The sequence below is a fragment of the Thiomicrorhabdus cannonii genome (genome assembly GCF_013391695.1).
Classification (GTDB): domain Bacteria; phylum Pseudomonadota; class Gammaproteobacteria; order Thiomicrospirales; family Thiomicrospiraceae; genus Thiomicrorhabdus; species Thiomicrorhabdus cannonii.
The window spans coordinates 22,175-44,747 of record NZ_JACBGH010000008.1; the positions used below are offsets into that span (position 1 = coordinate 22,175).

The following is a 22,573-nucleotide window of genomic DNA, read 5'->3' on the forward strand; positions in this document are numbered from 1 at the left end:
CGTGCCCGGTTTATTGCCGAGCCTAAAAAAGAGTAGAATAGCAGCCGTCTGCCTATTTCACATTTAAATTAGTTGAAAGAGAGTGTTATGAAACCGTTTGAACGTGGCATTTATTTACTGCCCAACTTGATGACAACCGCGGCCCTGTTTGCCGGCTTTTATGCGGTCATAGCCGGAATGCAGGGGCATTTTGAGGCGGGTGCCATCGCCATTTTTGTGGCGATGATTTTCGACGGTCTGGACGGGCGTGTAGCGCGTATGACCAACTCCACCAGTGCGTTTGGTGCAGAATATGACAGCCTGTCCGATATGGTTTCTTTTGGCCTTGCGCCGGCCTTGCTGGTTTATCAATGGGCCTTGCAGGATTTTGAAAAACTGGGGTGGGTCGTCGCGTTTATCTATACGGCGGCGGCGGCCTTGCGCCTGGCGCGCTTCAATACCCAGGTGGGCATTGCCGACAAACGCTATTTTCAGGGACTGCCAAGCCCGGCAGCCGCAGCATTGTTGGCCGGACTGGTGTGGATGGTCGAAACCAATCAGATGCAAAACGCCACCGTGCCGTTTGCGGCGCTGCTGCTAACGCTGTTTGCAGGTATTATGATGGTCAGCAATGTGCGTTTTAGTTCTTTCAAAGAGTTGAGCCTGAAAGACAAAGTGCCGTTTGTGACCCTGATTCTGATCGTGTTGGTGGCGGTGGTCATCACCTTGAAGCCGGCGATGTTCCTGTTCCTGATTTTCCTGGTTTATGCGATCTCCGGCCCGACGATGACCTTGCTGGCATTGAAGAAAACCCGCGAATTGCGCAAGCAGCATAAAAAAGAGGCCGCGGAGAATGTTGCGGCACCGGCAGAAGCGATTGCCGAAAACAGCACGCCGAAAACTCAACAGGCCGGGTTCGATACCGCCTCAGAAGAGAAACACTGAAAATGAAAGAACAAGTCATTATTTTTGATACCACTTTGCGCGATGGTGAGCAAAGCCCCGGCGCTTCCATGACCAAGGAAGAGAAGGTGCGTATTGCCAAACAGCTGGAAAAGCTGCGGGTCGATGTCATTGAAGCCGGTTTTCCGGCGGCCAGCCCCGGCGATTTTGAGGCGGTCAAGGCGGTGGCTTCGGTGGTCAAGGACAGCACTGTCTGCGGTCTGGCGCGCGCGGTGGAAAACGACATTATGCGCGCCGGCGAGGCGATCAAACCGGCGAATTCCGGGCGTATCCATACTTTTATCGCCACCTCGCCGATCCATATGGAAAAGAAATTGCGCATGACGCCGGATGAAGTGGTGGAACGTGCCGTCTGGGCGGTCAAAAAGGCACGAAACTATACCGACAACGTCGAGTTTTCACCGGAAGATGCCGGGCGTTCCGAGCCGGATTTCCTGTGCCGCGTGATTGAGGCGGTGATTGCCGCGGGGGCGACGACCATCAATATTCCCGATACGGTCGGTTATAACGTGCCCGACCAGTTCGGCGCTTTGTTCAAGACGCTGATCGAACGTATCCCCAATTCCGATAAAGCCATTTTCTCGGCGCACTGTCATAACGATTTGGGACTGGCGGTGGCCAACTCGCTCGCAGCGGTGCAGAACGGCGCGCGCCAGATCGAATGTACCATCAACGGCCTGGGCGAGCGTGCCGGTAACACCGCTTTGGAAGAGGTGGTTATGGCTATCAAGACGCGGCAGGATATCTTTACGGTGGATACGCGTATCAACACCCGTGAAATTCTGGCGGCTTCGCGCTTGGTGTCGGGCATTACCGGTTTTGCGGTACAGCCCAACAAGGCGATTGTCGGTGCCAATGCGTTCTCGCACGAGTCGGGCATTCATCAGGATGGCGTGCTGAAGCACCGCGAAACCTATGAAATCATGCGCGCCGAAGATGTGGGCTGGACGACCAATAAGATGGTGCTGGGCAAACATTCCGGCCGCAATGCGTTCCGCAGCCGCCTGGAAGAACTGGGCGTGACCTTTGACACCGAGCAGGAGTTGAATGACGCCTTTGGCCGTTTCAAAGAGTTGGCGGATCGCAAGCATGAGATTTACGACGAAGATCTGCAGGCGTTGGTGACCGACAGTTCCGCCGAGCGCGCCGAAAATGAAATCTACCGTCTGGTGGCTTTGAAGGTGGCGACCGAAACCGGCGAGCGTCCGCATGCGGAAGTGACCTTGTGGGTGAATGGCGAAGAGAACAGTGCGCGTGCCGATGGCGGCGGCGTGGTGGATGCCACCTTCAAGGCGATTGAAAGCCTGGTGAAGTCGGGGGCGACGCTGGAACTTTATTCGGTCAGCAACGTCACCAACGGTACCGATTCGATGGGTGAAACCTCGGTGCGTCTGGAATTGGCAGGGCGCATCGTCAACGGGCAGGGGGCGGATACCGATATCGTCACCGCCTCGGCAAAAGCCTATATCAATGCCCTGAACAAGTTGCTGGCGGGCAACGCCAAAGCTCATCCGCAAGCGCCGGTATAAGTTCGGTCGTGGTCAAGTTCTCCTCTGATCTGTTTGTACAGCTCGGCGGCCAGGTCTGGCAGACCCGGCCTGCTGAGTTTTGGCAGGCGCAAAAAAACGCCTCCGCGGTTGTGGAATCCAGAGGGCAAGGTGAAGCGGTTTCGCTGAAAACGCAGTCGTTGGCACCTGTTTCGGTATTATCTGAACGGCATCAGCTTGAGCCAGCCGGTTTGGTGTTGATCGGCAGCGGTCTGAATGCCATTTGGGAGAACGACGAGGCGCTCGAATGGCAACTGTGGCTGAACATCTGCCGGGCGTTCGCTTGGCCCGAAGAACAGGTGACCTATTTCGATACCGATGTATTGAGTTCCGAAGAGGCGGTTTTTACCACCTTGGAGGAGATCATGGCGTTGGATGTCGAGCAGGTGTTGTCTATGGCGCCGGAGCACGCGTTGTCCGAACAGTTGGCCGAAGGCTTTGCGGTGTTGACAGTACCCAGTTTAAGCGATATGTTGGCCGACCCTTATGCCAAGCGCGACTTCTACGAAACGCTGATGCGCGCCTGATTCCACTCCCTTTCCGATACACATTTCTGATAGTTTTAAGTTAATTACATGATGATGGAACTGAGTTACTTGCGTAATATGCAGGAAAGTGACCTTGACTGGGTGTTGCAGATTGAGCAGCAGGCGTATGACTTTCCCTGGAGTCTGCAAGGGTTTGAGAACAGCCTGGATCAGGGGTTGAACTATATTTTCTGCAATGCCGACGGTGAAGGTTTGGGGTATGCGTGCGTTCTGACGGTATTGGATGAAGCGCATCTGCTGAATCTCTGCGTGGCGCCTAAGTTCCAGGGCAGAGGGTTGGGGAAACAGGCGTTGCAAACATTGCAAAGCAAGCTCAAGGAAAGTGATTTCAATATCATGTTCCTGGAGGTGAGAGGTTCGAACGAAGCGGCGTTGAAGCTTTATGAACGTTGCGGCTTTAACCGTGACGGAGTGCGTGCCAATTATTACCGTTGCCATGAATGGGACGAGGAAAAGGGCGCGTTGGTTGAAACCAAAGAGGACGCGATTTTGATGTCTTGTCCTCTTTGAAAGTGGTCGGCTGAAAAGTCAGCAGGCCGGGTTATTTGCGCAATTCGGTCGGAATGGTTTTGGCCAGCGTCTGCGCCATCTCTTTATAGAGTTTCGGGTTGGAAACCAGAATATTGCCGCTTTGCAGGTAGTTTTCACCGCCCATAAAATCGGTTACCAGTGCGCCGGCCTCTTTGGCAATCAAGGCGCCGGCGGCGATATCCCAAGGTTTCAGGTTGAACTCCCAGTAACCGTCTACGCGGCCGCACGCTACATAAGCTAAGTCCAACGCCGCAGAACCGGCACGGCGGATGCCGGCGGTCGATTGCATAAAGCTTTTCAAGCTTGCCATATAGCTGTCGAGATAGCTGAAATCATGGTACGGGAAGCCGGTCGCCAACAACGCGTTGTCGAGGGTTTTCTGTTCGCTCACGCGGATACGGAAGTTGTTGAGTTTGGCGCCGCTGCCGCGGCTGGCGCTGAACATCTCGTCACGTAGCGGGTCGTAAATGACGCCGTGCATCAGTTTGCCTTTCTCTTTAATTGCAATGGATACCGCAAATTGTGGGAACTGGTGGAGGAAGTTGGTAGTGCCGTCCAGCGGATCGATGATCCATTCAATGTCGGATTTGCTGTTTTTAGCCGGGTTTTTGCCGCTCTCTTCCGCGAGGATATGATGATCCGGATAGTATTTACGGATGGTTTGGATAATCGCCTGCTCCGCCTCTTTGTCGACTTCGCTGACGTAGTCGTTCTTGCCTTTGTGCTCAATATTGAGACGATCGATGTTGTCCAAATGGTGCATGATTTTTTGACCGGCGCTGCGGGCAGCTTGGATCGCGATATTGAGTAAAGGATGCATGGCGGAGTTCCTGTTTTGCGTGTTTTTTATTGTTAAAGAGAGCAAGGTTGCGAATTTTGACGGCTAAGGCGTTAAAATAGCGCAGAAAAATATTATAACGGAAAATAAGATGATTGAAGAGAGTGACAAGCAAGATTCTGATTCAAGACAGGTCTATTTCGACAATTACAGTCTGCACCCCGGCCTGTCCAAAATCCGAGTCGTGCTGGTGGAAACCTCGCATCCGGGCAATATCGGCGCGGTGGCGCGCGCCATGAAAAACATGGGATTAAGCCGTTTGGTCTTGGTTTCCCCCAAGCATTTCCCGAGTCAGGAAGCGTCGCAGCGGGCGTCGAGTGCGGCCGATATCTTGAATAATGCCCAAGTGGTCGCTACATTGGATGAAGCGGTGGTGGGCGCGAAGCTGGTGGTGGGGGCGAGTGCGCGCTTGCGTAAAGTCGCCTGGCCGCAACTGGATGTGCGTGAAACGGCGATGCTGGCGTTACAAACCGCCGAAGAGGGTGAGATTGCGATGGTTTTCGGTCGTGAGGATTCCGGTTTAAGCAATGCCGAGCTGGATAAGTGTCATTATCTGGCGCATATTCCGAGCAATCCGGTTTATAGCTCGCTCAATCTGGGGCAGGCGGTGCAGGTCTTTGCCTACGAGTGTCTGATGGCCGCCGATCTGCAGCGCGAACATAGCAAAGGCTACCGTCATAAATTGGCGACAGCCGACCAGTTGGAAGGTTTTTACGAGCATATGTTCCAGACGCTACAGGATATCGAGTTTCTGGATCCGGCTAAAAATGCGCGTTTTATGCGTCGCATGCGTCGACTGTTTAACCGTACGCAGTTGGATGTCAAAGAGATTGATATCTTGCGCGGTATTTTGTCTGCCGCCCAGCGCCAGGCGGAACGCGCTCAGCAGCTTGGGCAAGGAGAGGAGTGAAGGTGTTTAAGCGAATCAAATCGGACATCCAGTGTGTGTTTGAACGCGATCCGGCGGCACGCAATACCTTTGAGGTGTTGACGACCTATCCGGGGTTGCATGCCATTTTATGGTACCGTGCAGCGCATTTTTTGTGGAACAAACGTTTGAAGTGGCTGGCGCGCTTCATCTCGACGGCGGCGCGCTGGTTCACCGGTATTGAAATCCACCCGGCCTGTAAAATCGGCGAACGCCTGTTTATCGACCACGGCATGGGGGTGGTGATCGGTGAGACCGCGGAAATCGGTGATGACTGCACGCTTTATCATGGCGTGACCTTGGGCGGGACGACCTGGCAGAAAGGCAAACGTCACCCGACGCTCGGGGATCGTGTCGTCGTTGGGGCCGGCGCTAAGGTGTTAGGGCCGATTACGGTCGGCAATGATGCGCGTATCGGTTCCAATGCGGTGGTGGTCAAAGAGGTGCCCGAAGGACGAACTGTAGTGGGGATTCCGGGACGTATCGTCGAACCCAATAAATCGGAAACGCTGAAGCGCCGCGAAAAAATGGCGGAAAAAATCGGTTTTGATGCCTATGGGGTCAAGCAGGATGTGACTGATCCGGTGGAGAAGGCGATTTACAGTTTGCTCGATCATATTCAGGTGCAGGATGAGAAACTCGAAAAAATGGCGCAAGCGTTGCATCGTTTGGGCGGGGAAACCATCGATATGCACCTGCCCAAGCTCGACGACGTGGTGTTGGAGCCTAGTGATCCGGAGCAGGCTGCGCACTTGAAGCAAAGCGGCCAGAAGCATGATTAAATAGGGTCATGCAGTCATAAAAGAAGCTTATTTCAATACTTGAGTTAAATGCAAGGTTATTATATACTTTAGCCATTCATTTAACGTGGGAATAAAACAATGAAGTTGACATCAAAAGGGCGTTACGCCGTTACAGCGATGATTGATATTGCGTTAAATCAACAGCATGGGCCAATCACGTTGTCGTTGATTTCAGAGCGTCAAGGGATTTCGTTGTCTTATTTGGAGCAATTGTTTGCCAAGCTCAAGAAAGCGGACTTGGTGGCAAGTGCCAGAGGGCCGGGCGGGGGTTACCGCTTGAGCCGTCCTGCCGATGAGATTTCAATCAGCGCGATTATCCACGCGGTTGATGAGGTGATTGATGCACGCAAATGTGCAGGAAAAGCCAACTGTCATGGCGGCGACCAGTGTCTGTCGCATGAATTGTGGAGTGATTTGAGTGTTTTGATTGACTCCTTCTTGGGAAATATTACACTGCAGTCATTGCTGGATAAAAAGCATTCGAATATTAAAGAAATTAAATTCGCCTAAGGTGTTTAGGCATTTGAGGGAAGAGAGATGGCCGTTACTTTAACTGAGGCAGCAGCACAGCGCGTCAAGAATATGATAGCCAAGCGCGGCTCCGGGTTGGGCTTGCGCGTGGGTACCAAGGTCAGCGGTTGTGCCGGTTTTGCGTACGTAGTGGACTATGCCGACGAGATTAAAGAGGGCGATGCCGTGTTTGACTCTTTCGGAGTGAAAGTGGTGGTAGACCCCAAAAGTCTGGCCAATATCGATGGCATGGTGATCGATTATGTCAAAGAGAGTTTGCTGAACGAAGGCTTTGATTTTAAAAATCCCAATGTCAAGGACAGCTGCGGTTGTGGAGAATCCTTCACCGTCTAAGTTTGCAGTCTGGCATCCGAGCGGTTGACCCCAGTTTGATCTGGGGTTTTGTTTTTATGCAGTAGGCCACAATAATTGTTAGAATAATGCGATTATTTTTTAAGGGAAATTCGATGGAACGTACTTTTTCGATCATTAAGCCGGACGCGGTCAGTCGAAATTTAATTGGCGCGATTCTGCAACGCCTGGAAAGCAACGGGTTGCGCGTGGTGGCGTCGAAGATGTTGCGTTTAACCAAAGAACAGGCCGAAGGCTTTTATGCCGAGCATAAAGGGCGCGATTTTTATGAGCCTTTGATCGGTTACATGACCTCGGCTCCGGTGGTTGTGCAGGTCTTGGAGGGTGAAGGTGCCATTCAGAAAAACCGCCAGATCATGGGCGTGACCGATCCGCAGAAGGCTGCTGCAGGGACGATTCGCGCAGATTTTGCGCTATCTGTCCGCGAAAACTCCGTACACGGTTCGGATTCGCCGGAAAGCGCGGCGCGCGAAATCAGCTACTTTTTCAGTCAGACTGAATTGTGTGCCAGAGGCGACAACTAAGAATGTTCGACGTGACAGAAAATACTATTGCTCAACCACAAACACTCTGTGAAAAGGTCGATCTGCTCGGCATGGATCGTGAGTCCATGCAGGCGTATTTTACTGAGATTGGTGAGAAGCCTTTCCGGGCCGCGCAGGTCATGAAATGGATTCATCAACATGGTGTCAGCGATTTTGACGAGATGACCGACCTGAGCAAGGCGTTGCGCGACAAGCTCAAGCGCATTGCGCAGGTACGCACCCCTAAAATCGTGGCTGAACAACACTCCGATGACGGTACGATCAAGTGGCTGTTGGAAGTGGATCACCACAACTGTATTGAAACGGTGTTCATTCCCGAAAAGTCGCGCGGCACCCTGTGTATTTCCTCGCAGGTCGGCTGTGCGCTGGAGTGCCGTTTCTGCTCCACCGGGCAGCAGGGTTTTAACCGCAATCTGGAAAACTGGGAGATCATCGCGCAGATGTGGGTTGCCAATAAGGCGCTCGGCTGCAAGCCCAAAGAGGAGCGCCGCATCTCCAATGTGGTGTTTATGGGGATGGGCGAACCGCTCCTGAATGTGACTCATGTCTTTCCCGCCGCCCGTATTCTGATGGACGATTACGCTTACGGGCTTTCCAAGCGTCGCGTGACTATCAGTACGGCGGGTGTTGTGCCGGCGATTGATAAAATCAAGGAAGAGGTCGATGTCAGTCTGGCCATTTCCTTGCATGCGCCCAACAATCCATTGCGCGATATCTTGGTGCCAATCAATCAGAAATATCCGTTGGAAGAGTTGATGCCTGCCTTGCATCGCTTCGTGGAAGGTGGTCACAGCAAAAAGCACGTAACGGTTGAGTATGTGATGTTGGATAAGGTCAACGATCTGCCCGAACATGCCGATCAGCTGATTGCACTGCTAGGCGATCTACCCTGTAAGATCAACTTGATTCCGTTCAACCCTTTCCCGAATGCCGAATACAAGCGTTCATCCAATAATGCGATTCATCGTTTTCAGCAAAAATTGATGGATGCCGGGTTGAATTGTACCGTGCGTAAAACACGCGGAGATGATATTGATGCCGCATGTGGGCAGTTGGCCGGAAAGGTCAAAGACCGTACCAAGCGAACCTTGCATAGGGTGCATTTCGATAGCTAAGCTTGAGAGCTTGCAATAAAAGGAAAACAGATGGCTGAGCAGCAAGAGAACCTCCAAACCCCGTTGAATGAACTGTTGGCTCAGGCCCGTGAGCGCAAGGGGATGACGCTGGAGGAGGCGGCTCAGAAATTGAATCTGACACAAACCCAGCTTCTGGCTTTTGAAGAGCAGGATTTGGATGTGCCAGCCATGTCGCCTTTTGAACGCGGTTATTTACGCAACTACGCCATTTTGCTGGAACTGGACAGTGCGCTCTATGAACCCTTGTTTCCCAAAGCGGAAGAGATCGGGAGCGAACTTAAATCCATGCGTCGCTTTCAATATGATGCGCCTAAGCCGCTGATTAAAAGTGGTTTTTTGCGTTTTATAATGTGGTTGCTCTTTGTGCTAGTGATGGTGGCATTGTTATGGACGCTGTGGCCGCAGCTGTAATAGTCAAAAATAGAATTTAGGTTAGAAAGTTTAGAGAGTTTTATGGGAAAACAGATTACCGGCATTCGCGGGATGAATGACCTTTATGGTTCTGAGGTTGAAGCGTTTGATTACTTGCTGGCTCAGGCGCAGCAGACTTTGCATCAATACGGTTATCAATCGATTCGTTTGCCGATTGTTGAAAAAACCGAACTGTTCGCCCGTTCCATCGGTGAAGTGACCGATATCGTCGAGAAAGAGATGTACACCTTTGCCGACCGCAACGGTGACAGTTTGACATTGCGACCAGAAGGTACGGCCGGCTGCGTGCGTGCCGTCATTGAAAACGGTTTGACCCATAACCAGGTGCAGAAGCTGTATTACAGCGGCCCGATGTTCCGTTATGAACGTCCGCAAAAGGGACGCTACCGTCAGTTTCACCAGTTGGGTGTGGAGGTGTTCGGTTTGAGCGAGGCGGACATCGACGCGGAACTGATTGCCATGACGGCACGTCTGTGGGAAAAACTGGGGCTGGAAAATCTGGAGTTGCAGATCAACTCGCTAGGTTCACAAGAGGCGCGCCAGGCGTATCGTGACAAGTTGGTGGCCTATTTGCTGGAGCATGAAGCGCATTTGGACGAAGATAGTCTGCGCCGTCTGCAAACCAACCCGTTGCGCATCCTCGACAGTAAAAATCCGGATATGAAAGCCCTGATTGAGGGCGCTCCGAAATTACTGGAACATTTGGATGAAGAATCCAAAGCGCATTTTGAAGCGCTAAAAACCTATTTGGACGATTTGGGTATCGACTATGTCGTCAACCCGAATCTGGTACGTGGTTTGGACTATTATAACCGTACGGTTTTTGAATGGGTCACGACCGAGTTGGGGGCGCAAGGCACGGTTTGCGCCGGAGGACGCTATGATGGTTTGGTTGAGCAAATCGGTGGCAAGGCCACGCCGGCGGTCGGTTTTGCAATGGGGCTGGAGCGTTTGACTGCGCTGTTGATGGACAAGCAGCTGGTACCTGCGCATACCGATGCCGATCTTTATCTGGTGCTGGTGGGGGAGCAGGTCAATCGTCCCGGCATCGTAATTGCCGAAAAGCTGCGTGACGACTTCCCCGCTTTGAATGTACAGATGAACTGCGGCGGTGGCAGCTTCAAAAGCCAGTTTAAAAAAGCCGATAAATCCGGTGCGCGTTATGCGATTATTCTTGGCGACCAGGAAGTGCAGGATCAAACGGTTGCCGTCAAACCGCTGCGCGATACAACTGAACAGGCCACCCTGCGCTGGGATGAATTGTCGGCTTATTTAAAGCCGCTGTTTGCATGATTTCGAGATAAACAATAGATACCATGACTCATTTTTAAGGAAGCGTGATGAATCGTTACGAAACGGAAGAAGAACAGGTTGAAGCCATCAAGGCTTGGTGGAAGAAAAACGGTACCCAGTTGCTGACGGGTGTTTTAGTCGTGGCCGTGGCGTTTTCCGGCTGGCGTTATTGGACAAGTTATAATCAGGCGCAGTCAGCCAATGCTTCCGCAATTTATGAGATTTTGCAAGCCAATATGCAGCAAGGCAGTTTTGGTGAAGTATCGCGCGAAGGCTTGAAACTGATTCAGGAACAGCCTCAAAGCCCTTATGCGGCGGGCGCGGCGTTGCTGGTGGCTAAATACCATCTTGAAAAAGGCGAAGTGGATGAAGCCAAGCAGCAGTTGCAGTGGGTGATTTCCAATGCAGAGGACGCGGCGTTGCAGCAGACGGCTAGTTTGCGTTTGGCGCGTATTTTGGCGGATCAAAAAGCGTTTTCAGAAGCGAAGCAGGCTCTGCAAACAGTTAAACTGGATGCCGCTATGGCCGTAGAGCAGGCTAATTTTGACTATGTACAAGCGTTGATTGCACTGGGGGAGAACGATCTACCCGCAGCTCGCGACGCTTTTGGTAAAGTGTTGAGCAACGCCGGCGCGTCCAAAAGTTTGAAGGGTATTGCGCAAGTGCAGTTGGACGATTTGGCGCAGTAAGCTTTATCTGAAACAGTCCGACCATAGTGGTTGGATTGTTGGGTTGAGCCATAACAAAACACCATAAGTTGGGATAAAAAATAAGTGAAGTGGTTACGTAATGCAACGTGGTTGGTTTTAGCCGTCGAATTGGCTGCCTGTTCTTCAAGCAAGGTCGTCAGAACGCCTGCGGAGTTGGTTTCGATAGACTCGCCGTTACAGCTGGCACATAACTGGCAGGTCACTTTGCATGCCATGCAAAGTGGTGACGAAGGCGGATTGAATATCGCGCAGAACCAGACGATGGTTTTCAGTGCAGATTCAACAGGCCTGGTATCGGCGTTTAAAAAGGCTAACCAGTCGCGCTGGACTGATCAGGTGGTTTGGCAGACGCAAATTGCCGAAAAAATCGCTTCCGGTCCGACCTATGCCGACAAGTTTGTTCTGATTGGCACAACCAAAGGCAAGCTGATTGCTCTGGCTGAGCAGACGGGTGAGGTGCTTTGGCAGACCCAACTCTCCAGTGAGGTGTTGAGTCGTCCGGTGGTTGCGGATGGCAAGATTTTTACGCGTACCGTCGACGGCAACCTTTATGCCTTGCAGTTGGAGAATGGCGCCCAGATATGGGTGACGGAGCATCAGGTTCCCAACCTGTCATTGCGCGGTACATCGCCGGTTCTGTATCACCAGGGTGTGCTTTATATCGGTTGGGAGACCGGCAAGGTCGAAGCGGTTTCCGCCGAGTCCGGCAAGAGCTTGTGGGAAACCCGTATTGCCATTCCTCGCGGGCGTACCGATCTGGAGCGTATGGTGGATGTACAGTCGGCACTGGTGTTGAAGCATAACCGACTGGTTGCGTTGGCTTTCCACGGCAAACTGGTATCGATTAATCTGGATAACGGCAATTTGTATTTTGCCCAGGATGTTTCCGGTTTCCGAGACTTTGTAGTTGATGACAATGCCATTTATGTTGTGGATGAAGATGATATCGTCCAGGCTTATGATCTTTCAAACGGCACGAAACTGTGGAGTCAGGTAGGTCTGAAGTACCGCAATCTGGCCGACCTGGTGGAGTATCAGGACAACATAATGGCGATTGACGGCTATGGTTATGTACATTGGCTGGATAAAACCCACGGCACGATTGTGGCACGCGTGAAACACAGCAACGACTATGGCGACCAGAACCGCGTGGTTCGGGCGGTCACCGAAGGGAATGTGCTCTACATGCTCGACAGCGGCGGCAGTATCAACCGTTATGAAATCAAGCCTTCCGACTTAGCGCTTTTTAAACAGGCAGAGATGCGCTCTGCCAAACAGGAGCCTGAACAGCAATGAGTAATAAACCGGTCATTGCGTTAGTGGGACGCCCCAACGTAGGTAAATCCACGTTATTTAACCGTTTGACACGTTCGCGTGATGCGATTGTGGCCGATTATCCCGGCCTGACGCGTGATCGTCAGTACGGTACCGGACGCGTCGGCGAGAAACCGTATATTGTGGTGGATACCGGCGGCCTGAGCGGGGAAAGCGACGGGGTCGATCCTTTAATGGCGTCACAGGTGCAGGCCGCGCTGGAAGAGGCGGATGCGGTGCTGTTTTTGGTGGATGGCCGTCAAGGGTTGACGCATGGCGATGAAGTGATCGCCCAGTATGTGCGTCAGTTCGACAAGATCGTACAGGTCGTGGTCAACAAGGCCGAAGGCTGCAACTACGAACTGGTTAAGGCCGATTTCTTCGGTTTGGGATTGGGAAGCCCGCAGCCGATCTCTTCGGCACACGGCGACAATGTCACCCAGGTCATCAATCATGTTTTAGCTCAGGTGCCCGAAAAACAAACGGCGGAAGGCGAGTTGGAGTTGGACGATACCCCGGGCATCCGCGTCGCGGTGATCGGTCGTCCGAATGTGGGTAAATCCACGCTGATCAACCGTATGATCGGTGAACAGCGTGTGGTGGCATTCGATATGCCGGGAACGACGCGTGACAGTATTTATGTACCGTTTGAGCGTAACGGCCAGGCCTATACCTTGATTGATACCGCCGGGGTGCGCCGTCGTAAGAATATCTCCGAAAAGATTGAAAAGTTCAGTATCGTCAAGGCGATCGAGGCGATGGAAGATTCGCATGTCGTGATTCTGGTGATCGACGGTACCGAAGGTTTGACCGACCAGGATTTGACGTTGCTCGGTCTGGCGATTGATTCGGGCAGAGGTTTGGTATTGGCTGTGAACAAGTGGGATAACCTCACGCCTGAGCAACGCCAGAAAGTGAATCACGATCTGGATTTCCGCCTGCAATTTATTGATTACGCCAAGCCGCATATGATTTCCGCTTTGCACGGCAGTGGCGTGGGCGACCTGTTCAAAACCGTCAATGCGGTGTACCAGGCCGCGATGAAGCGTGTATCGACGTCCGATCTTAACCGTGTTCTTGAGCAGGCCGTGTTGGAGCATCAACCACCGTTGATCGGCGGGCGACGCGTCAAACTGCGTTATGCCCATTTGGGTGGTTTGAACCCGCCGCGTGTCATTATCCACGGCACGCAGGTCGATAAATTGCCGCAGGCTTATACGCGTTATTTGATTAATGTTTTCCGCAAAGCGTTCAAATGGGTGGGCACGCCTGTTTCGGTCGAATACAAAGTGACCGAGAACCCGTTTGAAGGTCGCAAAAACAAATTGGCAGAACGCAACCGCCAGAAAGACGATGGACCGGTTGCCATGAAAAAGAAGAAAAAGAAAGCCTTGCCACGGCGTAAGAGTCAATAACGTTGTGCGTTTACGTGCAAGGTAAGAGTAATAAGTTAAACCGTTGCAAAACGGTTTCGTTTTTTAAAGCATCACTGTTAAGAGTTCAGATAGCATGAGTCCAAATCCGGCTAAACGCATCCGTGAGATCCCATACAACTATACATCGTTCTCCGATAAAGAGATTGTAGCGCGCTTTTTAGGGGAGTCGGGCTGGAAGACAATCGAGTCTTTGCGCGATTCTCGCAATACCGGCCGTTCGGCGCGTATGCTGTTTGAGGTGTTGGGGGATATTTGGGTCGTGACCCGTAACCCTTATATTCAGGATGATTTGATTGAAAACCCGAAACGCCGCGATGCGTTGATTGATGCTTTGAACCACCGCCTGAATCAGGTGGAAAAACGTTTGAACGGTAATGCCTTGGCGGCGGAATTGTTGGCGTCGGTCAACAAGGCAGTGGTGGAGTTCAAAGAGTGGTTCCCGCGCCAGATTGCGCTGCGCAATGCGGTGCGCAAAAAACTGTCCAAATTTACCCGTAACGACAATCTCGATTTTGGCGGATTGGCGCGTGTGTCGCATGCGACCGACGCGACCGACTGGCGTGTGGAGTTGCCGCTGGTGGTGGTCTCTCCGGACACGGAAGAAGAGGTTGTCTATATCGTCAAAGCCTGTATTGAACTTGGGCTGACGATGATTCCGCGTGGCGGCGGTACCGGCTATACCGGCGGTGCGATTCCGCTGCATCCGGATTCGGTCGTGATCAATACCGAAAAACTCGAGTATATGAGTCTGGTCGAACAGGTTGAACTGCCGGGAATCGGCAAGGTGCCTACGATTCAGACGGGCGCCGGTGTGGTGACGCGTCGCGTTTCCGAACAGGCGGAACGCTTCGGCTATGTCTTTGCGGTTGATCCGACCTCGCAGGATGCCTCCTGCATCGGCGGCAATATCGCCATGAATGCCGGCGGCAAAAAGGCGGTATTGTGGGGAACCACGCTGGACAACCTGGCCTCGTGGAAAATGGTGATGCCGGATGCGACCTGGTTGGAAATTCGCCGCATCAATCATAACCTCGGCAAGCTACAGGATCAGAAAACCGTCGTCTTCGAGATGCAGCGTTATGAAACCAACGGCAAAACCGAAATCGGCGCGCCGGAACGTCTGGAGATGCCCGGTTCCGCTTTCCGCAAGGCCGGGTTGGGCAAAGACGTTACCGACAAGTTTTTGAGCGGCCTGCCGGGCGTGCAGAAAGAGGGCTGTGACGGCATTATCACCTCGGCGCGCTTTGTGGTGCATCGCATGCCGAGCCATACGCGTACCGTCTGCCTGGAGTTCTTTGGTACAGACTTGAGCTTGGCGGTGCCGGCGATTGTCGAGATTACCGACTATATCGAAAGCAAGAAGCAGCAAGGTATCTTGTTGGCCGGTTTGGAACACTTGGACGAGCGCTATATCAAGGCGGTCAAATACAACACCAAGGCGGATAGAAAAGAACTGCCGAAGATGATTCTGTTGGCCGATGTGTGCGGCGAGAACGGCTTTGAAGTGGCCAAGACCTGTTCGGAAATCGTCGAGCTTGCCAACAAACGCGATGCCGAAGGTTTTATTGCGGTCAGCGAAGAAGCACGCAAGCGTTTCTGGTCGGACCGTTCACGCACCGCGGCGATTTCGGCGCATACCAACGCCTTCAAAATCAACGAAGACGTGGTCATTCCACTGGCACGCCTCAACGACTACAACGTCGAAATCGAGCGCATCAATATCGAAATGTCGATCAAGAACAAGCTCGATATTATTGAGGCGGTAAATGGTTACTTCTCCGAACCGATCAAGGAGTTCAGCCAGGCGGACGATTTTGAAGACAGTAAAGGGCCGGCCAGCTATTTCAAAGGCAAGGTCGAGGCGACCAAAGCGCACCTCAATCAGGTGCGTCAGCGTTGGACATCGATTTTGGCGCATCTGGATGCGCCGGCGGCTGAACACCTTAACCTTTACCATGAAGGTGTCGCTGCGAAAATCCGTCCTGAGGACAAGGTGCTTAATCTGTTGCTGCGTCGCGAATTGCGCATCTCCTACCGTAAAGAGGTCATGGACTTCCTCAGACAGACCTTTATCGGTAACGATTTTGAAGCCTTGCGCAAAAAACTGGATGAAATTCACGCCGAACTGCGCAATGCGCGCCTGTTTGTAGCTCTGCATATGCATGCCGGTGACGGCAATATCCACACCAATATTCCGGTGCACTCCAACAACTACGAGATGATTCATCTGGCCGATAAGGTGGTGGATCGCATTATGGCGGTGGCGCACCAGCTGGGCGGTGTTATCTCCGGCGAGCACGGCATTGGCATTACCAAGTTCCAGTATTTGGAAGAAGAGAAGATCGAGGCGTTTGTTCATTATAAGAACAAGGTGGATCCGCAAGGCTATTTCAACAAAGGCAAATTGCTGCCGGGTTCCGGGTTGCAACGCGCCTATACGCCGTCGTTGAGCCTGGTGCAACAGGAAGCGCTGATTCTGGAAGCGAGCGAGTTGGATGCGTTGAACAACGACATCAAGGACTGTTTGCGTTGCGGTAAATGTAAGCCGGTCTGCCAGACACATATTCCACGCGCCAATCTGCTCTATTCACCGCGCAACAAGATTCTGGCCACGGGTCAGGTGATTGAGGCGTTCCTCTACGAGGAGCAGACGCGTCGCGGAATTTCGTTGCATCACTTTGATGCGATGAACGATGTGGCCGACCACTGTACCACCTGCCACAAGTGCGCCACGCCTTGCCCGGTGAACATTGACTTTGGTGATGTTTCCATCCGCATGCGTACCATTTTGACGAATATGGGGCAGAAGCGTACCAGCTTGATGGTTAAGGCGGCGTTGATCTTCCTGAACACAACCAATCCGCTGACCATCAAGGTGTTGCGCAAAACCATGATCGGCTGGGGTTCCATTGCGATGACGCTCGGACACAAACTGGCCAAGTGGAGCGGACTGCTCGGCAGCAAAAAGGCGTTGCCATCCAGCACCAGTCAACCGGCGCCGATTCAGCAGCAGGTCATCAACTTTGTACGCAGACCGTTGAATACCGGTCCGAATAAATCCAGCTACCGTAACGTGCTGGGCTTGGAAGATGCAACCCAGGTGCCGATTGTGCGTGATCCGGCGCGAACCACCGAGGATTCGGAAGCGGTCTTCTATTTCCCGGGTTGTGGTTCGGAACGTCTGTTCAGCGATATCGGTTTGGCGACGATTTCGTCGCTGTATGATGCCGGCGTGCAGACGGTCTTGCCGCCGGGTTACCTGTGTTGCGGTTATCCGCAGGCGGCGGCCGGTCTGGCGGACAAGAGTTCGCAGATCACCACCGAAAACCGTGCGTTGTTCCATCGTGTTGCCAATACCTTGAACTACATGGATATCAAAACGGTGATCGTTTCCTGCGGTACCTGTTACGATCAGCTGACGCAATATGAGTTCCAACGCATTTTCCCGGGCTGTCGCTTGATGGATATCCACGAGTTCCTGACCGAGAAGGGCATGGGACTGGAGCAGTCCAGCGGCAAAAAATATCTGTATCATGCGCCTTGCCATGATCCGATGAAGCAGATGGACGGTACCACCGTTGCCAAAGATTTGCTGAAGGCCGAGGTGAAGTTCAGTGACCGCTGCTGCAGCGAGGCGGGGACTCTGGCGACGGCACGTCCGGATATTGCCAACCAGTTGCGCTTCAGAAAAGAAGCGGAGCTGAAAAAAGGCTTGATTGACCTGACCGGTAATGACAAGGTCAAAGATGGCAGTGTCAAGCTGCTGACTTCTTGTCCGGCCTGTCAGCAAGGCTTGAATCGATACAGCGACAGCACCGGTTTGGATACCGATTATATTGTTGTCGAGTTGATGAAAAACCGCTACGGCGAGCATTGGAATGAGGAGTTCCTCAATAAGCTGCAAGCCGGTGGTATCGAGAAAGTCTTGCTTTAAAAGGCAGTTTAGATCGGTTAAACCCAATAAAAAAGCGCTCAAACGAGCGCTTTTTTATTGGCCTGAAAAAACTCAACAGGCCGGGTAGTATTTTGCCTTTGATTACTTAGCAGCTTGTGCCGCGTAATAACCCGCCAGGGCTTTGATTTCTTCGTCGGTCAGGCCTTTGGCGAAAGGCGTCATGGTCGCGTCCTTACGGAAACCGTCGCGGAAGTCCTTCAATTGTTTTTCCAGGTAGGCGGCGTGCTGACCCGCCAGTTTTGGAAAATTAGGCACAACGCTGTTGCCGTCCATACCGTGGCAGCCTACGCAGGTATTGGCTTTTGCTGGAGCTTCAGACGCTTGAGCAGAAGCGGTTACCAGTAGTCCGGCGGTCAAAGTAACAAGTAGTAATTTTTTCATTATTCCGTTCCCGTTCATAAATTAACTGAATCGCCCACCATTAAAATCCAAGATGGCGTTGGGGTCAAGTCGCGCGGCGCATTGAAGCGCGGCAATGTTTGGATTCTTAGCAAAATGAGGGCAAAAAAAAACCGCTGAAAAAGATCAGCGGTTTTTCGCTTGAAAGCTGACTCTGAATTACAGAGAAGCAGTGTAAGCAGCGATGTTCTCGATGTCTGCGTCAGAAAGACCAGCAGCCATAGGAGCCATCATAGACGTCATTGGTCCCAATTGCTCACCAGCTTTGTACTTGTGAAGTTTTGCAGCAACGTCAGCAGCTGGTTGACCAGCTAGTTTTGGACCTACTCCGCCTTCACCAGCACCACCGTGGCAGCCTGCACACGTAGCGTAAGCAGCTTGACCAGCAGCAACGTCACCAGCTTGAGCAGCTGCACCGAAAGATAGAAGACCAGCAGTTGCCAGTGCGATTGTTAACTTTTTCATAATGTACTCTCCTAAAGCACGTGATAAAAAATTCGGGTTTTTCCCTGGATGCAATTACAAACGAAATCCCTATCTTAGTCAAGGTTGAAACCTTGAGTAACCCTGAAAAAACAGTCAAATAATGAATAAAACCATAAGGTTTTAAAGTAAGTTTTGATAAAGTGACACGCAATGTTTTGCAAAACTTGGATGATGCATTTTTACAGGCTCAAAACGGACTGATTGAAAGTGCGTATCCTGTGAGTTTAATGCGCAAAAGGAGAGGAATTTGTTCAGATTGTGGATAGTGGTGTTGGTGATGACCGCGCTGAGTTGGCTGGTGTTGAAGTTGATTAATCGCCCCAAACATATCGGCCTGGTTTTATTGTTCTGGATTGCGGTGATTATGGGAACCACCTTATTGTTTTATGGCTTGTCGGTGTGGTTTACCAGCCAAGCCTAGAACCTTTAATGGCTGTTTTCCAGTTCGGCGGCTTTGAACTCTTCGCGCAAACGCTGGAAACTCTGATAGCGTGAATAGGCGATGTCGCCGTCTTCAACCGCCTGTTTGATGGCGCATTTGGGTTCGATGGTGTGGGTGCAGTTATTGAATTTGCACTGCCCTAGAAAAGGCGCAAAATCGGGGTACATGGCTTCCAGTTCACTCAGGCTGCAGGGGGCGGGGGTGAATTGACGCACGCCGGGGGAGTCGATCAGATTGCCGCCGTCGTGCAAGCCGGGGGCTGATTCCGGCAGGTGATAGAGGATGCTGTTGGTGGTGGTGTGCTTGCCCAGGCCGGAAGCGTCGGAAAGCGCACCGACACGGATTCCCAGATCGGGGATCAGGGCGTTAATCAAGGACGATTTTCCGGCACCCGACGGGCCGACAAACACCGAATTTTTATGGGCCATAATGGCGCGCAACTCTTTCAGTCCTTCCTGCGAAACGGTTGAAGCCGGCACAATATCGATGCCCATGTCATCATACGGCAATAGCAGATCGGCCACCGCTTCCCAGTCCTCGTCGCCTTGCAGCAAATCGACCTTGTTGATAATGATGATGGTGGGAATATCAAGCTGTTTGGCGGCCACCAGATAACGGTCGATCATGTCGGGATGGATGCCGGGCACCACCGGCATGACGATACCGATAAAATCGATATTGGCGGCCACCATTCGGGTCTGCCCGCGAAAACCCGGCCTGCTGAGTTCGTGAGAGCGCGGCAGCACGCTAATCACCACGCCGCTTTGCGGTTCCACATCGGTTTGCCAGATGACCCGGTCGCCCGCGACCAGCTTGCCTAAATGCTGGCGGATGGCGCAGTTGTAGGTTTGGCCGTCGTCGCCTTCCACCAGCACGCGTTTGCCGAAACTGGTAATGACCAGGCCGGGTTGTTCGGCGCCGAGCAAGCTTTGGCTGTTTTCTGCAGAGCCGGCCTGTTCAAAACGATTTTTCTGACGTTTGTCGCTGACACGCCGTTTTTGTTGGGTGGTGAGTTTGCGCTTGCTCATAAAAGGCGTTGTTAGTCTTCAAGCAGGGCGTTGATTTTGGCCGCCATAATCATGTCGTTATGCGTCAAACCGCCGGCATTGTGGGTGGTCAGGGTGATTTTGCATTGGTTATAGCCAAAGCAGATTTGCGGATGGTGATCTTCGCGATGCGCCAGCCAGGTGACCGCGTTCACAAAGGCGACGGTCTGATGGTAGTTTTTGAAGCTGAAGGTCTTGTTGATTTCCGCATAATTCAGAGGCGCTTCCCAGCCTTCCAGCTGACTCAGGTTGCTTTCAATCGCCGGAATAATCAGCGGCTTGCTGCCTTTGGCGATGGGCTCGCAGTGTTGCGTGGCGAGTTCTTTGACGAGTGGGTTAGCGGTTGTCATCGTGTTTTACCTCCAAAGAAATGTCTTGTGTGTTCGTCGGCAAGGCATTGAGATGGTCAATGCGGATTTTGGCCGGCGGATGGCTGTCATGGTAAGCCGAATAGCTTGGATCGGGTGTCAATGTGCTGGCGTTGTCGCGGTACATCTTAAGCAGGGCCGACACTAGATGTTGCGCGCCGACCTGCTCGGCGGCAAAGGCATCCGCCTCGAATTCGTGTTTGCGGCTCTTGATGGCCATAATCGGGCCGAGAAAAAAGAACATCATCGGCACGGCGGTCATAAACAGCAGCAATGCCACGGCCGGCGATTGTGTACTCATCCCCAAGCCGGTATAAAACTGCGGCTGTTGTGCCAGCCAGCCCAGCAAGGCCAAACCGATAAAGCTCAGCGCGGTGCTTTCAATCAGGCGTTGTTTGATATGACCGTGTTTGAAGTGGCCTAGTTCGTGCGCCAGTACCGCTTCGACTTCGTCCGGCGTGAGTTTTTCCAGAAGGGTGTCGAAGAACACGATGCGTTTGTTTTTGCCAAATCCGGTGAAATAGGCGTTGCCGTGGCCGGAACGGGAGGAGCCGTCCATGACATAGATGCCATTGGATTCAAAACCGGTACGCGCCAACAGGTTTTGAATGCGCGTTTTCATGGCTTCGTCTTCCAGCGGCGTGAATTTGTTGAAAATCGGTGCAATCCATTTCGGGTAGGCCCACATAATCACCAGTTGAAACGCCATCCACACCAGCCAGGTGTAAAGCCACCAGGCCTGTTCAAAATAGGCGTTCATAATCCACACAATCGCCCAGATCAGCGGCAAACCCAATGCCAGCATCAAAGCCCATTGTTTGAACAGGTCGCTGACGAACTTGCCGGCGGTGGTGCGGTTAAAGCCGAATTCCGCCTCGATTTTAAAGGTACTCATCACGCTGAAAGGCAGGTGCAGTACCGACAAGAACCACAGGGTTGAAAGCAGGAAAGCGACATCGCGCCAGATTGGTTCGAGTTGGGTTTGCTGCCACAGGTTGTGGAGTTCCTGAAAGCCGCCGCCCAGTGTCATAAAGGCCAGAATGGCGGCGTCGTAAAACAATGCCAGTCGCCCCAGTTGGAGTTTGGCGCGGCTGTAATCGGCGGCTTTCTGATGGGCTTCTAAGGTGACGACTTCGCTGAATTCTTGCGGCACCTGGTTACGATGCAGGCCAATATGAAACTGATTTTTGATGTTCAACCAGACTTCAATCAGCAGGTTCAAAATCAGCGCGGTCAAAAACAGTTGAGTAATCCAGTTCATGCGTTCTTCTTAGGGTTCGTCTTCGTTTTCAAGCTACGTTTAAGCTACGTTTAAGCTACGTTTAAAGGAAACTTTTCGGTTAATATAGCGCCTATTGTATGTGAAACAGTTTGTAAGAAAAGAAGGTTTTATGAAGTCGGATAAGAATTTAATTTGGATTGACCTTGAAATGACGGGCTTGGAACCGAAAGAGCACCGCATTATTGAAATCGCCACGGTGGTGACCGATAGCGAATTGAATGTGTTGGCGGAAGGGCCGGTGATTGCCATTCAGACGGCACAGGCAGATCTGGATAAAATGGATGAGTGGTGTACCACCACCCACGGCAATTCGGGATTGACGCAGCGCATCAAGGAGAGCGCCATTTCCATGCGTGACGCCGAATTGCAAACCATCGAGTTCCTGAGTCAGTATGTACCGAAAGGAAAATCCCCGATGTGCGGCAACAGTATCTGTCAGGACCGTCGTTTCTTGGTGGAGCAGATGCCGGAACTGGAAGCGTTCTTCCATTACCGCAATCTGGATGTCAGCACGCTTAAAGAACTGGCGGTGCGTTGGGCGCCGACTGTTTATCAAGGCTTCAAAAAAAGCGGTTCGCATTTGGCCATGGCCGATATTATGGAATCCATCGGCGAGCTGAAGCATTATCGCGAACACCTCTTCAAAGACGGCATCTGATTGATCGTCACCTCATTGTTTTCAAGCGGTTGCTGGTTTTTGACCAAAAACG

General features: G+C 52.2%; 24 protein-coding genes. 18 read left to right on the forward strand and 6 right to left on the reverse strand.

From position 1 onward, the window contains the following. Window positions 1-87 precede the first annotated feature (87 nt). The 4 genes from pssA to rimI are packed head-to-tail and all read left to right on the forward strand — an operon-like array spanning window position 88 to window position 3,547. Window positions 88-924: a CDP-diacylglycerol--serine O-phosphatidyltransferase gene (pssA, locus tag HZ297_RS09055; protein ID WP_178862982.1), complete on the forward strand. Its 837-nt coding sequence runs from the start codon at window positions 88-90 to the stop codon at window positions 922-924. A gap of 2 nt (window positions 925-926) precedes the next feature. Next, window positions 927-2,471, forward strand: coding sequence for a 2-isopropylmalate synthase (locus HZ297_RS09060; RefSeq protein ID WP_178862984.1), 1,545 nt, complete (start codon window positions 927-929; stop codon window positions 2,469-2,471). An 8-nt stretch (window positions 2,472-2,479) separates the two neighbouring features. Beyond that, window positions 2,480-3,016, forward strand: a complete 537-nt coding sequence (locus HZ297_RS09065) for a hypothetical protein (protein WP_178862986.1) — start codon at window positions 2,480-2,482, stop codon at window positions 3,014-3,016. Between the two features lie 48 nt (window positions 3,017-3,064). Next, window positions 3,065-3,547, forward strand: coding sequence for a ribosomal protein S18-alanine N-acetyltransferase (gene rimI / locus HZ297_RS09070; RefSeq protein ID WP_218644596.1), 483 nt, complete (start codon window positions 3,065-3,067; stop codon window positions 3,545-3,547). A gap of 31 nt (window positions 3,548-3,578) precedes the next feature. Here the strand turns inward: rimI and HZ297_RS09075 are convergent, their stop codons facing one another. Then, window positions 3,579-4,388 carry an inositol monophosphatase family protein gene (locus tag HZ297_RS09075; RefSeq protein WP_178862988.1) on the reverse strand — a complete coding sequence of 270 codons (810 nt, stop codon included), beginning with the start codon at window positions 4,386-4,388 and terminating at the stop codon, window positions 3,579-3,581. A 109-nt stretch (window positions 4,389-4,497) separates the two neighbouring features. Here HZ297_RS09075 and HZ297_RS09080 point away from each other — a divergent pair, with 109 nt between their 5' ends. The 12 genes from HZ297_RS09080 to HZ297_RS09135 all read left to right on the forward strand — a co-directional run bounded on the left by HZ297_RS09080 (window position 4,498) and on the right by HZ297_RS09135 (window position 17,819). Beyond that, a complete protein-coding gene (locus tag HZ297_RS09080; RefSeq protein WP_178862990.1) occupies window positions 4,498-5,316 on the forward strand; it encodes an RNA methyltransferase in 819 nt (272 codons plus the stop codon). Window positions 5,317-5,318: 2 nt separating this feature from the next. Further along, window positions 5,319-6,116, forward strand: coding sequence for a serine O-acetyltransferase (cysE, locus tag HZ297_RS09085; protein WP_178862992.1), 798 nt, complete (start codon window positions 5,319-5,321; stop codon window positions 6,114-6,116). Window positions 6,117-6,215: 99 nt separating this feature from the next. After that, window positions 6,216-6,647: a Fe-S cluster assembly transcription factor gene (locus HZ297_RS09090; RefSeq protein WP_178862994.1), complete on the forward strand. Its 432-nt coding sequence runs from the start codon at window positions 6,216-6,218 to the stop codon at window positions 6,645-6,647. A 27-nt stretch (window positions 6,648-6,674) separates the two neighbouring features. Continuing rightward, entirely contained in the window at window positions 6,675-7,001 is a 327-nt protein-coding gene (locus HZ297_RS09095) for a HesB/IscA family protein (protein ID WP_178862996.1), read from the forward strand. Window positions 7,002-7,114: 113 nt separating this feature from the next. After that, window positions 7,115-7,543, forward strand: coding sequence for a nucleoside-diphosphate kinase (ndk, locus tag HZ297_RS09100; RefSeq protein ID WP_178862998.1), 429 nt, complete (start codon window positions 7,115-7,117; stop codon window positions 7,541-7,543). Between the two features lie 11 nt (window positions 7,544-7,554). Continuing rightward, entirely contained in the window at window positions 7,555-8,679 is a 1,125-nt protein-coding gene (rlmN, locus tag HZ297_RS09105) for a dual-specificity RNA methyltransferase RlmN (protein WP_343034798.1), read from the forward strand. A gap of 30 nt (window positions 8,680-8,709) precedes the next feature. Next, entirely contained in the window at window positions 8,710-9,111 is a 402-nt protein-coding gene (locus HZ297_RS09110) for a helix-turn-helix domain-containing protein (RefSeq protein WP_178863002.1), read from the forward strand. Between the two features lie 42 nt (window positions 9,112-9,153). Next, window positions 9,154-10,425, forward strand: a complete 1,272-nt coding sequence (hisS, locus tag HZ297_RS09115) for a histidine--tRNA ligase (RefSeq protein ID WP_178863004.1) — start codon at window positions 9,154-9,156, stop codon at window positions 10,423-10,425. A gap of 47 nt (window positions 10,426-10,472) precedes the next feature. Continuing rightward, the gene (locus HZ297_RS09120; RefSeq protein ID WP_178863006.1) at window positions 10,473-11,114 is read left to right on the forward strand and encodes a YfgM family protein; all 642 of its coding nucleotides are present in this window, start codon (window positions 10,473-10,475) and stop codon (window positions 11,112-11,114) included. Between the two features lie 84 nt (window positions 11,115-11,198). Further along, a complete protein-coding gene (gene bamB, locus HZ297_RS09125; protein WP_343034799.1) occupies window positions 11,199-12,431 on the forward strand; it encodes an outer membrane protein assembly factor BamB in 1,233 nt (410 codons plus the stop codon). Further along, window positions 12,428-13,864 carry a ribosome biogenesis GTPase Der gene (der, locus tag HZ297_RS09130; RefSeq protein ID WP_178863008.1) on the forward strand — a complete coding sequence of 479 codons (1,437 nt, stop codon included), beginning with the start codon at window positions 12,428-12,430 and terminating at the stop codon, window positions 13,862-13,864. The genes bamB and der overlap by 4 nt, the downstream gene beginning before the upstream one ends. A 94-nt stretch (window positions 13,865-13,958) precedes the next feature. Continuing rightward, window positions 13,959-17,819, forward strand: a complete 3,861-nt coding sequence (locus HZ297_RS09135; RefSeq protein ID WP_178863010.1) for a DUF3683 domain-containing protein — start codon at window positions 13,959-13,961, stop codon at window positions 17,817-17,819. Between the two features lie 102 nt (window positions 17,820-17,921). Here HZ297_RS09135 and HZ297_RS12120 read toward each other — a convergent pair whose 3' ends face one another. Beyond that, entirely contained in the window at window positions 17,922-18,221 is a 300-nt protein-coding gene (locus HZ297_RS12120) for a c-type cytochrome (RefSeq protein WP_178863011.1), read from the reverse strand. 177 nt (window positions 18,222-18,398) lie between these two features. After that, complete coding sequence (locus tag HZ297_RS09145; RefSeq protein WP_178863013.1) at window positions 18,399-18,704, reverse strand: c-type cytochrome; 306 nt, start codon at window positions 18,702-18,704, stop codon at window positions 18,399-18,401. 268 nt (window positions 18,705-18,972) lie between these two features. On the opposite strand from HZ297_RS09145, the gene HZ297_RS09150 reads away from it, so the two are divergent. Then, a complete protein-coding gene (locus HZ297_RS09150) occupies window positions 18,973-19,146 on the forward strand; it encodes a hypothetical protein (protein WP_178863015.1) in 174 nt (57 codons plus the stop codon). Between the two features lie 5 nt (window positions 19,147-19,151). Here the strand turns inward: HZ297_RS09150 and rsgA are convergent, their stop codons facing one another. Genes rsgA through HZ297_RS09165 form a run of 3 tightly spaced genes read right to left on the reverse strand, consistent with a single transcriptional unit; the run spans window position 19,152 to window position 21,842 of the window. After that, window positions 19,152-20,195, reverse strand: coding sequence for a ribosome small subunit-dependent GTPase A (rsgA, locus tag HZ297_RS09155; protein ID WP_178863017.1), 1,044 nt, complete (start codon window positions 20,193-20,195; stop codon window positions 19,152-19,154). An 11-nt stretch (window positions 20,196-20,206) separates the two neighbouring features. After that, on the reverse strand, window positions 20,207-20,563 hold the full coding sequence (locus HZ297_RS09160; RefSeq protein ID WP_178863019.1) for a 4a-hydroxytetrahydrobiopterin dehydratase: 357 nt from the start codon (window positions 20,561-20,563) through the stop codon (window positions 20,207-20,209). Next, complete coding sequence (locus HZ297_RS09165; RefSeq protein WP_178863021.1) at window positions 20,550-21,842, reverse strand: M48 family metallopeptidase; 1,293 nt, start codon at window positions 21,840-21,842, stop codon at window positions 20,550-20,552. The genes HZ297_RS09160 and HZ297_RS09165 overlap by 14 nt, the downstream gene beginning before the upstream one ends. Before the next feature lie 130 nt (window positions 21,843-21,972). Between HZ297_RS09165 and orn the strand changes: the two genes are divergently transcribed. Then, window positions 21,973-22,521: an oligoribonuclease gene (gene orn / locus HZ297_RS09170; protein WP_178863023.1), complete on the forward strand. Its 549-nt coding sequence runs from the start codon at window positions 21,973-21,975 to the stop codon at window positions 22,519-22,521. The last annotated feature ends 52 nt before the right edge of the window (window positions 22,522-22,573 follow it).

Excerpts from the sequence above, each read along its gene's own strand:
- HZ297_RS09095 (WP_178862996.1), top strand. The coding sequence starts at position 6,675 with ATGGCCGTTACTTTAACTGAGGCAGCAGCACAGCGCGTCAAGAATATG.
- HZ297_RS09120 (WP_178863006.1), top strand. The coding sequence starts at position 10,473 with ATGAATCGTTACGAAACGGAAGAAGAACAGGTTGAAGCCATCAAGGCT.
- HZ297_RS09060 (WP_178862984.1), top strand. The coding sequence starts at position 927 with ATGAAAGAACAAGTCATTATTTTTGATACCACTTTGCGCGATGGTGAG.
- HZ297_RS09135 (WP_178863010.1), top strand. The coding sequence starts at position 13,959 with ATGAGTCCAAATCCGGCTAAACGCATCCGTGAGATCCCATACAACTAT.
- pssA (WP_178862982.1), top strand. The coding sequence starts at position 88 with ATGAAACCGTTTGAACGTGGCATTTATTTACTGCCCAACTTGATGACA.
- orn (WP_178863023.1), top strand. The coding sequence starts at position 21,973 with ATGAAGTCGGATAAGAATTTAATTTGGATTGACCTTGAAATGACGGGC.
- HZ297_RS09080 (WP_178862990.1), top strand. The coding sequence starts at position 4,498 with ATGATTGAAGAGAGTGACAAGCAAGATTCTGATTCAAGACAGGTCTAT.
- rimI (WP_218644596.1), top strand. The coding sequence starts at position 3,065 with ATGATGATGGAACTGAGTTACTTGCGTAATATGCAGGAAAGTGACCTT.
- HZ297_RS09160 (WP_178863019.1), bottom strand. The coding sequence starts at position 20,563 with ATGACAACCGCTAACCCACTCGTCAAAGAACTCGCCACGCAACACTGC.
- HZ297_RS09165 (WP_178863021.1), bottom strand. The coding sequence starts at position 21,842 with ATGAACTGGATTACTCAACTGTTTTTGACCGCGCTGATTTTGAACCTG.
- HZ297_RS09075 (WP_178862988.1), bottom strand. The coding sequence starts at position 4,388 with ATGCATCCTTTACTCAATATCGCGATCCAAGCTGCCCGCAGCGCCGGT.
- ndk (WP_178862998.1), top strand. The coding sequence starts at position 7,115 with ATGGAACGTACTTTTTCGATCATTAAGCCGGACGCGGTCAGTCGAAAT.
- HZ297_RS09110 (WP_178863002.1), top strand. The coding sequence starts at position 8,710 with ATGGCTGAGCAGCAAGAGAACCTCCAAACCCCGTTGAATGAACTGTTG.
- rsgA (WP_178863017.1), bottom strand. The coding sequence starts at position 20,195 with ATGAGCAAGCGCAAACTCACCACCCAACAAAAACGGCGTGTCAGCGAC.
- HZ297_RS09145 (WP_178863013.1), bottom strand. The coding sequence starts at position 18,704 with ATGAAAAAGTTAACAATCGCACTGGCAACTGCTGGTCTTCTATCTTTC.
- HZ297_RS12120 (WP_178863011.1), bottom strand. The coding sequence starts at position 18,221 with ATGAAAAAATTACTACTTGTTACTTTGACCGCCGGACTACTGGTAACC.
- HZ297_RS09090 (WP_178862994.1), top strand. The coding sequence starts at position 6,216 with ATGAAGTTGACATCAAAAGGGCGTTACGCCGTTACAGCGATGATTGAT.
- hisS (WP_178863004.1), top strand. The coding sequence starts at position 9,154 with ATGGGAAAACAGATTACCGGCATTCGCGGGATGAATGACCTTTATGGT.
- der (WP_178863008.1), top strand. The coding sequence starts at position 12,428 with ATGAGTAATAAACCGGTCATTGCGTTAGTGGGACGCCCCAACGTAGGT.